Here is a 9,262-nt window from a genome sequence, read left to right as displayed (position 1 = left end):
CGGGGGGGGGGGGGGGGGGGGGGGGGGGGGGGGGCGGGGGGGGGGGGGGGGGGGGGGCGGGGGGGGGGGGGGGGGGGCCGGGGGCCCCCCCCCCCCCCCCCACCCCCGATCTGTGCGGACTGCCCCCTCAGTGGGTCACCAGCGGATCTGCCGACCAACAGGCTCGGCCGGCGTGCCGCGCGGTACATGGGCGGTTCGCCGGGACGCACGGTGCCCGGAAACGAGCGGCGGACCGCCGGCGCCGGTGGCACCTCTCGTCAGGCCTCCGCGTCCCGTCCCGCGTCGCCGGTCCCCGCCAGCGTGAAACAGGCGACGTGAATGGCCAGCCGGTGCTCCGGATCGTCGAAATCCACCCCGCGGGCCCGGACCCGCTCCAGCCGGCCCGACACGGTGTTCCGGTGCACCCCCAGCCGTGCCGCCGCCCGGGTCGTGGACCCCCCGCAGTCGAGCACCGCGCCCAGCGTCTGGACCAGCACGTCGCCGTCAGGCGCGGACAGCAGCCCGGACAGCACGGAACGGGCGGCCGAGCCCAGTTGTTCCTGGGGGAGTGAGGCCAGGACCACGCGGGGACCGAGCGCGCCGAAGTACTCCACGGTTCCCGGTCGGCCGCGGACGCCCACCGATGCGGCGAGAGCGGCCTCGTGCAGCGAGCCACGCAGGTCTCCCGGCTCGCCCAGGCCCGCGTTCAACGCCAGCGCGCAGCGCACCTTCGGCAGCCGCCGGCGCAGCACCGCGCACACGCGTCGGGCGTCGGTGTCGCCGAACCAGCTGACCCATCCGTCCTGATGCGGTACCAGGGGCTGGTCGCCGAACTCCTCGTACCACCCGGCCAGTACGCCGGCCGTGGCGACTTCGGGCGCGACCTCCGGCGCTCCCAGGGCGGGGCGCACGAAGACGGCGATCACCTTCTGCGCCAGGTGCCAGCCCAGCTCCTGCGCCTGCCGCTCGGCCTCGTTGCCCGGCTCGTCGGTCAGCAGGGCGTCCAGGAGCAGTCGCTCCTGGGCGCCACGGCGTGCCAGCGACAGCCTGGGCCGGGCGGCGTTGGCGGCGAGCTGCGTCCGGGCGAGCCGCAGGATGGTGGTGACGGTCTCCTCGGCGGAGGCCGAGGGCGCTCCCAGCCGGGCCACCAGCCGCGCCCACGGCCTGCCGTCCACGTCGGGCACGGGGACGGACACGTCGCCGTCGACCGCGGCGGACCTGCCCGCCAGCAGCCGTCCGTCCTCGCCGACCAGGGCGACGGTGGCGCCCGGGAGTTCCGTGTTGATCACGCCGACGATGCCTCGGAGACTGGACTGCTCGCTGATGGCCGCCGCACAGCGGGCCGCGAGCTGGGCGCGTGCCGCGCCGGGCGCCGCCACCGCCGCGGCCAGGTCGAGGGCGTACTGGGCCGGGTCCTCGTCGACCATGAACAGCGGGATGCGGAGCCGCTCTGCGAGCGCCACGGCGGAACGGTTCACGGTGGCCTCGGCCGGGCCGATGACGCAAGCGGCACCTCGCTCCCAGGCGGTGCGCAGCGCCGACTCCAGAGCCCAGCCGCCCTGCGCGGCGGGCATGTGCAGGACGAGCGCGGTATGCGGCCGACAACCGCCCACCTGTTCGAGGTCGGACACCAGAGCGACGTGGTGCACCGGCCCGTCCGGTTGGGCGGCCGCGAGCATCCGGGCCCGGCCGAGCGGGCCGTGGTGGGCCAGTTCGGCGACGGTGAGGACTTCCGGCAGGCGCGGGCGGTTCAACTGCGGGCCTCCCCTGGGTGGCGGACGCGTCCTTCCCGCGGGTGGCGGATCGGGAAGCCGAATGCGCGCGGGCCGACCAGCGCGAGCCCCTGCGGGGTGTGCCACACGGGTGCGGCCGGCACCGTCACGACCTGGACCTCACGGCCGACCGTCACGGCTTCTATGTCGATGACGGAGCCGTCGTGCGGGTCGATCAGACAGATGACGTCCGGGACGGCCGCCGCGAGGGCGCCGTCCACAAGGGCGAGCAGCAACTCGTTCTGTGCCTCCAGCCGGATGGAACGCACCGGTGGGGCATGGGTGCGTACCACGATGCTCGACGGGTGGGCCGGGTAGTGCGCGTCCGCGGGCCGGGTGCGGTGCTCCAGGTCGACGACTCGGCCGGTACCGAGCACCCGGCTGGCGGTCTGCGCCGCCAGCCGTACGGCGATGTCGTCGACGTCGGCGGCGTCCAGCAGGGCCCGGCCCACCGCCAGGGCGCGGCTGACCGCCCCGACGATCCCGGCCCGGGGCAGGGTCCCCGTGGTGGTGGGGTACAACGCGGTGAACAGCCAGCCGCCGGAGACGTTGACCGCCGCCCGCAGCAGGCGTTCGGCGCGTTCGTCGGTCGCGTCCAGCACCACCGTGTCGCCAGTGGCACCGACGGCCGCCAGCGGGGTGAGGGGCACCCCGGCCAAGGCGTACGAAGTCTGGTGGATGAGCGGGAAGACGCGGCCCATCCCGTCGCAGTCGACCAGGGGCAGCCCGAGCAGGGCCGCGGCGGCCACCGGCAGCAGTGCGTTGACGGTGGCGGCGTCCAGGACGGTCACGGCTCCCAGTTGCGTACCGAGCCGGGCCTCCAACGCTCGTACGGCGCGCTCCGGTTCGTCCCCGGCCATGGGCAGTTCGGCCTGCGCGGTCACCGAGCCGACCAGTCCGACCGCGGCGCAGACGGTGTCCTCGGGGACGTCGTCCGGCCGGACCAGGGGGACCGGACCGTGCTGGGCCAGCAGCGCGGACACCCAGTGCAGCACTCCTTCGATGTCGGCCTGTCCGGCACCGGACACCAGGAGGTGGGCGCCGGCCGCGAGCGCCGGCAAGTCCTCGATCGTCACCTCGCTCATGTGGCGGCCCGGGCGGTGGCGCGCACCCGCAGCCGGTACGTTCCGGCGCGTACGTACGACAGGGCCGTGGCGGTCGATTCGGCGATCCGCTCCGAGCCGGGGGCGGCGCCGCTCAGGGCGAGCATGCCGCGGGCCCGCTCCTCGGTGTCGCGCTGCCGTCGACGCATGTCGTCGGTGGTGTCGGCGTGCACCACACTGTCGAGCCAGGCGGTCGGCGGGCAACAGGCGGCGCCGACCGTGGCGGGGTCCTCGTCACCGTCCGTGAAGACCGCGGGGATCTCGGGCGAGCCGGGCAGCCAGCGGGACCGGTGGGCGGCGAAGGTCTCACGGCCGACGAGAGTGAGGACCGGCTGCGGCGCTGCGAGCCGCACGCCGAGGCTGCCGGGGAGATCCGCGGCCACCTGCGGCAGCCCGTCGCGCACCTCGCCGATGGTGCACACCTCGTCGCTGCGGGCGACGATGGCCGCGGTGTGGTGTCCGTGCAGCGCGGCCGCGCCCAGCAGAGTCATGGCCCACTTCGCCTCAAGACCGAGCACGGGCAGCGCGCGCAGCCGCTCGGCCGAGACCCGGCCGCCGTCGCTCGTGGCGAACCAGCAGGGTACGGAGCCGGCGGCACGGCGGCAGCGGTCCACGAGCCGTCTGGCGGCGGGCAGCAGTACGGCGTTGAACACGGCGGCCGTCTCGCGCATCAGCAAGCCGACTCCGCCGACTTCGTGGGAGAGGCAGACGCGCAGTTCGGGGACTGCCTCCAGGACCGCTTCGGCGACCGCCCGCTCATGGCCGGCAGCCCCCACCGCTCCGGTGGCGATCACCGCGACCGCGCCGAGGCCGAGTTCCCGGGCCCGGTGCGCGGCCTCGACGGCGGCGGGCAGGTCCAGCGGCGCCAGGGCCGTACCGAACAGGTCGTGGCCGCCGCGGACAGCGGCCCGGTGCGCGACGAACGACCGCAGGGTGGGCGAGGGGTGACCGGCCAACGCAGCCGTGTGCGCGGGACGCGGCAGCACCCGCAGCACGGAGACGGGGGCGGCGTCCCGGCGGGCGGCGTCCAGCAGTGGATCACTGATGTCGAAGGTCACCGACCGCACGGGGGCCGGAGCCAGCCCGCTGAGTTCACGGACCACGCTGCCGGGCGCGCGGGCTCCTTCGCCGGTGCTCCGGGCGAGCACCTGACCTTCGTCTACGAGGACGGCCCGGACCCCGCGACCGCTCAGCCGTGCACCAATGCGCAATGCAACCTCCGGCCGCAGCATGCCACGTGATCCGGGCCTCTTCGATCAGTGAGTGACCGAGATCACCCGCGAGGAGGCCAAAGCGGGGATGAACCGTTCGATGTCGGCCTGTTCCGGTCCTTCGTAGCCGACCAGGCTGCTGTGCCTCCAGCCGAAGCGGCCGGCGAGATCGGCGAGGAACTCGGCGTACTTCAGCGGCGCGACGGTGGCGTCGACGACCGGCACGCCGATGCGTTCCTGGACCTCGCGGTAGAAGCCGAACTCGATGGTGCAGCCCAGCACGACCACGTCCGCTCCGTCGTTGGTGACCGCGGCGGCGGCCTCCTCCAGGATCCGCCGCTCGGTGACCGCGGGGTCGGTCTGGAAGTCATTCACGCCCATGCCCAGCACCCGGAACGAGGCGAGCCGATCGGTGAGACCGTACTTGTGGACGTTCTCCGTCATCTCCGGGATCCACTTGCGGCGTCCGACGAGCACGGAGAACTTCTCCCCGACGGTGGAGGCGACCTTCAGGGCGGCCTCGGCCGGGGCGGTGACGACCATGCGGTTCGCGATCTCGCGGGCGGCCCGCAGGAAGGGGTCGTAGAAGCAGCCGACGACGAGCGCGTCGTACCCGCTCTCCTCGGCCCAGCGCACGGTACCCAGCAGGTCGGGGGCGACCAGCGCCTCGTAGCTGCTGTACTCCAGGTGTGTGGGTCCGGGACGGTCGAAGGAGACGACGTCGACGGACGTCTCCGGGCCGACGGTGTCGGAGAAGGATTCGGCCAGCGCCTTGTCGTAGGCGTCGGTGCACAGCGGGTTGACCCAGAGGATGCGGCTCACTGGAGTTCCTTTCCTTCGGTCTCCGGCAGCGTCAGCCCGAGCAGGGCGGTCGCCACCAGGAACAGATCGATGAAGACAACGGTGGTCGAAAAGCCGCCGGCGTGGGCGAGCAGGAAGCCCACCAGGCTGGGGGCGACGGTGTTGGCGGCGCGCTGCCCGAAGACGCCCAGGCTGTACCCCATGCCCCGAACGGGTGACGGATACAGCTCGCCCATCCAGGTGTCCCACACGCCCCAGGCGCCGAGGCTGAAGAACGACAGCAGGAAGCTGCCCGCGTACAACTCGGTCAGGGAGCCCGCGCTCGCAAAGTAGAAGCCGCCCAGCGCGGCCGCGGCCACGTAGACGATGAAGACCTTCTTGCGCCCGAACCGTCCGGTGAGCACGGAGGCGCTGACGTAGCCCGGGATCATGAACACGGCGCTGATGGCGACGAATCCGAGGCTGGAGGAGGGTGAGAGTCCACGGTCGGCGAGCAGCGTCGGCAGCCAGGTCTGCAGGCCCCAGTAGCCCCAGGAGAAGAGGAAGTTGACGGTGGTCTGGATGATAGTGACGCGCTTCAGGGAGCCGCGCAGCATCGTCGTGAGCGACCCGGGCCGCAGGTCCGGCACCGTGAGGGTGGCGCGGCGGTCCAGGCCGGTGACGCCGAGCCGGGCGAGCACTTCATGGGCCTCGTCGGAGCGCCCCTGCTGGGCCAGCCAGTACGGCGACTCGGGCACCCAGCGGCGTACCACCAGCATCCACAGGCTGGCGCCCGCGCTGACGGCCACCACCCAGCGCCAGCCGTGAGCGCCGACCAGCGCCGCGGTGCCGACGGCACACAGCACACCGAACGGCCAGCCGGAGGCCAGGAACACCGCCGCACGGCCCCGGTTGCGCACCGGAAGCATCTCCTCGAAGTACGGGAAGGTGATCGTGAAGACACCGGCGAAGGCGAATCCCGACAGCAGCCGGGTGGTCATCAGCAGTTCGTAGTTGGGCATCATGCTGCCGGCCAGTGTGAGCACTCCGTAGCCGGCGAAGCTGTACATGCAGGTCCGCCGCCGCCCGATCCGGTCGGCGATCGACCCCCAGACCAGCGCGCCGGGGATCATGCCGAGGAAGAGCGCCGAGATCACCAGGCCCAGCTGGGAGGTGCTGATGCCCAGGTCGCGCTCAATGTCGGCGGACACATAGGTGAGGGTGAGCATCTCCCAGGACTCGATGGCGAACGCCACGAACAGCGCGATGCCGATCTTGACGTGGGAGGCGCCGAGGGTCATGTCGGCGAAGGCCGCGCCGACGGGCAGCGTCGGCGTCGCCGACGGAGCGGGACGGGACTGCACAGCATCATCGGTGCTCATCGAACACCTCCATTAAGGGCTGGACGGGATCGGGTACCCGATGAGTCGGGGACTGTAGGCAGCGCCGCGCGGGAGGCATTGTGCGCGGTGAACAGTTCGCGGCGTGGAAATGTGCGGGCCGCAGCATCTAGGCCGCTTCTGGACCGCCCCCTTCCGGACCGCCCACTTCCGGCGCTCGGCCCCGTGAAGCCCTCGGGCCAGCCGGGTTCCCGCTGCGCCGCGGTGTGCGTCCGTCGCGCCGGCGCATCGAGCACGATGGGCGCGACCTCAGCGGCGACGGTCACGATCGCAGTCGCTTTGGCGTGCGCCCGGTCCCGGCTCGGCGACACGCGTCTCAGGTGGTACTGGCCGCGCTCCCCCGCTTCGACCGGGCCGGGCGGGACTGGTCCCTGCGCTTGCCGAAAATCCCATCCGTGCAGGTCATGCACGGCATGCCGGTATTCATGGAGGATGCCGCCGAGGCGATCGCGTCTTCGTATGTCGAGGCCAGCGATTTGGCCCGGATCGGTGATCGGTGCGGGTAACGGGTGCAGTGGCCGGGCGTTCGCGAAGCTCTGGTGGGGCCGGTGAACGTTGTAGAACTGCTCGGACTCCCGAGTGCATGGAGCAGGTGCCGCTGGTTCCAGATCAATGTCCGGTCCAGCAGTTCGCGCCAGCAAGTCTGCACCCACCGCTCCATGACCGAGTTCATTCTCGGCATCCGAACACCGCTGAGAACAATGCAATCCCCGCATCAGTAAGGACAGCATCGAACAAGGCGGGGAACTTCCCATCGCGGTCACTGATCAGGAACCGCGCCTGGCAGCCGACATCATCGAGGTCCATGGCCAGGTTCTTCGCCGTCTGCGCCACCCAGGAGATGGTCGGGTGTGAGGTGGCACCCAGGATCCGGATGCGACGGCTGCTGTGCTCGATCACCGCCAGTACGTACACCGCGCGCCGGACAAGGTGACCCTCTCAAAGAAATCGCAGGCCAGGAGGGCGTTGGCTTGGGAGCGCAGGAAGCCGGCCCACGTGCTGGAGCTCCGGCCGGGCGCTGGTTCGACGCCGGCATCCTTCAGGATCTTCCAGACGATCGAGGCGGCCACCTTCACTCCCAGCACGAGCAGTTCGCTGTGCAGACGTCTGTAGCCCAGTCCGGATTCTCCCTCGCCAGACGCAGTACCAGAATCCGGATGGAGCCCACCGTACGAGGCCGACCGGGTCGCTTGGGCCGCGATAAGGCGGCATGACGACGCCTGACGAGATCGCGATGCGAGCGCAGCAGCATGTCAGGACGTACGAGCAGTCGCACACGTCGCAAGGCGGGCAACGGCATCAGGCGCAGCAGCGCCGTTAGGAACACCTGGTCGCTCGGGCTGAACCGGGCTTTTTCTTGCCGAGTTGGTGTTCCAGGACCGTGATCTGATGGCGCAGGGCCAGGATCTCCGCGTCCTTGTCCCGGTCGCTCATCGGCAGCAGACGCAGCAGGGCGAACGCGTTGGTCACGGCCAGGTAGGCCAGTCGCAGCAGCACGGTCGATCATCATGACGCGTCGACTACCGGCTACGCGAGAGCACCGACTCGAGCGACGAGGCTGACGACCGCCAGTCCAGGTGCAGGCCTCCGACCAGGGCGGATGACATTCTCGGCACGGGCACTCGTCGGCTGGCTGGTTTCAGGACCGGAGGTGGTTGTTGGTGGGCCTGGGGAGGTAGTTGGTGTCGGGCTCGGTGGGGGCGGTGTGCGTTGTAGTGCCTCTGGTATTCGGCCAGGACATGGCGGGCGTGAGCTTCGTCGAGGATGAGTATGTGGTCGAGGGCTTCTCGGCGGAGGGTGCCGATCACTCGTTCGCAGTGGGCGTTGGCTTTCGGTGCGCGGACCGGCGTCTTGATGATCTCGATGTCCTCGGCTTGGAATACGGCGTTGAAGGCGTCGGTGTACTTGCTGTCGCGGTCTCGGATGAGGAAGCGCAGTGAGTCCATGCGTCTGCCGAGGTCGGTGGCGAGGTTGCGGGCTTGCTGGGTGGTCCAGGCCGCGGTCGGGTGTGCGGTGACGCCGCCGATGTGCAGGCGCCGGGTGTGGTGCTCAAGGAAGATCAGGGGTACAGGCGTTGCAGGCTGATGGTGTCGATGTGGAGGAAGTCGCAGGCGATCAGACTGGTGGCCTGCGCTGAGAGGAACGCGCGCCAGGTTGGGCCGGTGCGGCGTGGTGCAGGGTCGATTCCTGCGGTGTGGAGGATCTGCCAGACGGTCGAGGCGGCGATCGGATGTCCGAGCCGGGCAAGTTCACCTTGAATCCGGCGGTGGCCCCATTGGCTGTTCTCGCGGGCAAGGCGCAGTACGAGGTCCTTGACGGCGGCCTGCGTGGGCGGCCGTCCGGGACCGCGGCATTGTCGGGAGTAGTCCCAGCGGTGGGCGACGAGTTTGCGGTGCCAAGCCAATAGCGTTGTAGGTGCCGGGAAGTACGTCCGTGCAGGTCATGCGGCGTGGTGGTACTCGTGGAGGACGCCGCTGAGGCTGTCCCTGCCGAATACTTCATCCGTGCAGGTCATGCTGCATGTTGGTATTCGTGGAGGATGCCGCCGAGGTGGTCGTGGCGGCGTACGTCCAGACGGCTCAACTTGTCCCGATCGTTGATCGGTGTGGGCAGTGGGTGCAGCGGTCGGGCGCTGGCGATGCCCTGGTGGGGTCGGCGGGCGTTGTAGAACTGCCCGTACTTGTGCAGGGCGTGCAGGAGGTGGCGCTGGTTCCAGATCAAGGTCCGGTCCAGGAGCTCACGTCTGCAGGTCTGTACCCACCGTTCGATGAGCGAGTTCATTCTCGGCATCTGGATGCCGCTGAGAACGACTGTGATCCCCGCGTCCGCGAGGACGCCATCGAACAGGGCGGGGAACTTCCCGTCCCTATCTCGGGTCATGAATCGTGCCCGGCAGTCGACGTCTTCGAGGTCCATGACCAGGTTCTTCGCCGCTTGTGTTACCCAGGATGCGGTCGGGTGTGCGGTGGCGCCAAGGATCCGGATGCGGCGACTACTGTGTTGGATCACCACGAGTA

The 9,262-nt window shown here is 70.7% G+C and carries 6 protein-coding genes and 2 pseudogenes; all 8 read right to left on the bottom strand.

Translation table 11 applies throughout. The features are described from left to right. Positions 1–257: 257 nt before the first annotated feature. The 8 genes and pseudogenes from ACFYOY_RS33910 to ACFYOY_RS33875 all read right to left on the bottom strand — a co-directional run bounded on the left by ACFYOY_RS33910 (position 258) and on the right by ACFYOY_RS33875 (position 9,161). Positions 258–1,733: a helix-turn-helix domain-containing protein gene (locus ACFYOY_RS33910; protein WP_351905798.1), complete on the bottom strand. Its 1,476-nt coding sequence runs from the start codon at positions 1,731–1,733 to the stop codon at positions 258–260. Continuing rightward, positions 1,730–2,836 (bottom strand): DUF917 domain-containing protein, encoded by a 1,107-nt coding sequence (locus ACFYOY_RS33905; RefSeq protein WP_351905795.1) that lies wholly within the window; start codon positions 2,834–2,836, stop codon positions 1,730–1,732. Before ACFYOY_RS33905 ends, ACFYOY_RS33910 begins: the two co-directional genes overlap by 4 nt. Further along, positions 2,833–4,002 carry a hypothetical protein gene (locus ACFYOY_RS33900; protein WP_351905792.1) on the bottom strand — a complete coding sequence of 390 codons (1,170 nt, stop codon included), beginning with the start codon at positions 4,000–4,002 and terminating at the stop codon, positions 2,833–2,835. Before ACFYOY_RS33900 ends, ACFYOY_RS33905 begins: the two co-directional genes overlap by 4 nt. A gap of 108 nt (positions 4,003–4,110) precedes the next feature. Next, positions 4,111–4,887 carry an aspartate/glutamate racemase family protein gene (locus tag ACFYOY_RS33895; protein WP_388591299.1) on the bottom strand — a complete coding sequence of 259 codons (777 nt, stop codon included), beginning with the start codon at positions 4,885–4,887 and terminating at the stop codon, positions 4,111–4,113. Further along, entirely contained in the window at positions 4,884–6,227 is a 1,344-nt protein-coding gene (locus ACFYOY_RS33890; protein ID WP_351905786.1) for an MFS transporter, read from the bottom strand. The genes ACFYOY_RS33895 and ACFYOY_RS33890 overlap by 4 nt, the downstream gene beginning before the upstream one ends. 428 nt (positions 6,228–6,655) lie before the next feature. Then, a pseudogene (locus tag ACFYOY_RS33885) lies at positions 6,656–7,742 on the bottom strand (integrase); the annotation flags it as partial. Positions 7,743–7,765: 23 nt separating this feature from the next. After that, positions 7,766–8,661, bottom strand: a pseudogene (locus ACFYOY_RS33880) (integrase core domain-containing protein); the annotation flags it as partial. Between the two features lie 95 nt (positions 8,662–8,756). Then, positions 8,757–9,161: an integrase core domain-containing protein gene (locus ACFYOY_RS33875; RefSeq protein WP_388591297.1), complete on the bottom strand. Its 405-nt coding sequence runs from the start codon at positions 9,159–9,161 to the stop codon at positions 8,757–8,759. Positions 9,162–9,262: the final 101 nt, after the last annotated feature.

This window comes from Streptomyces sp. NPDC007875, from assembly GCF_042868035.1.
In the GTDB taxonomy this organism is placed as follows: Bacteria; Actinomycetota; Actinomycetes; order Streptomycetales; family Streptomycetaceae; genus Streptomyces; species Streptomyces antimycoticus.
Note: the sequence above shows the minus strand (reverse complement) of the source record. Positions and strands in the feature narration are given on the sequence as shown.

Coding starts and splice junctions, on each gene's coding strand:
- ACFYOY_RS33905 (WP_351905795.1), bottom strand. CDS start 2,836: ATGAGCGAGGTGACGATCGAGGACTTGCCGGCGCTCGCGGCCGGCGCC.
- ACFYOY_RS33890 (WP_351905786.1), bottom strand. CDS start 6,227: ATGAGCACCGATGATGCTGTGCAGTCCCGTCCCGCTCCGTCGGCGACG.
- ACFYOY_RS33875 (WP_388591297.1), bottom strand. CDS start 9,161: ATGGACCTCGAAGACGTCGACTGCCGGGCACGATTCATGACCCGAGAT.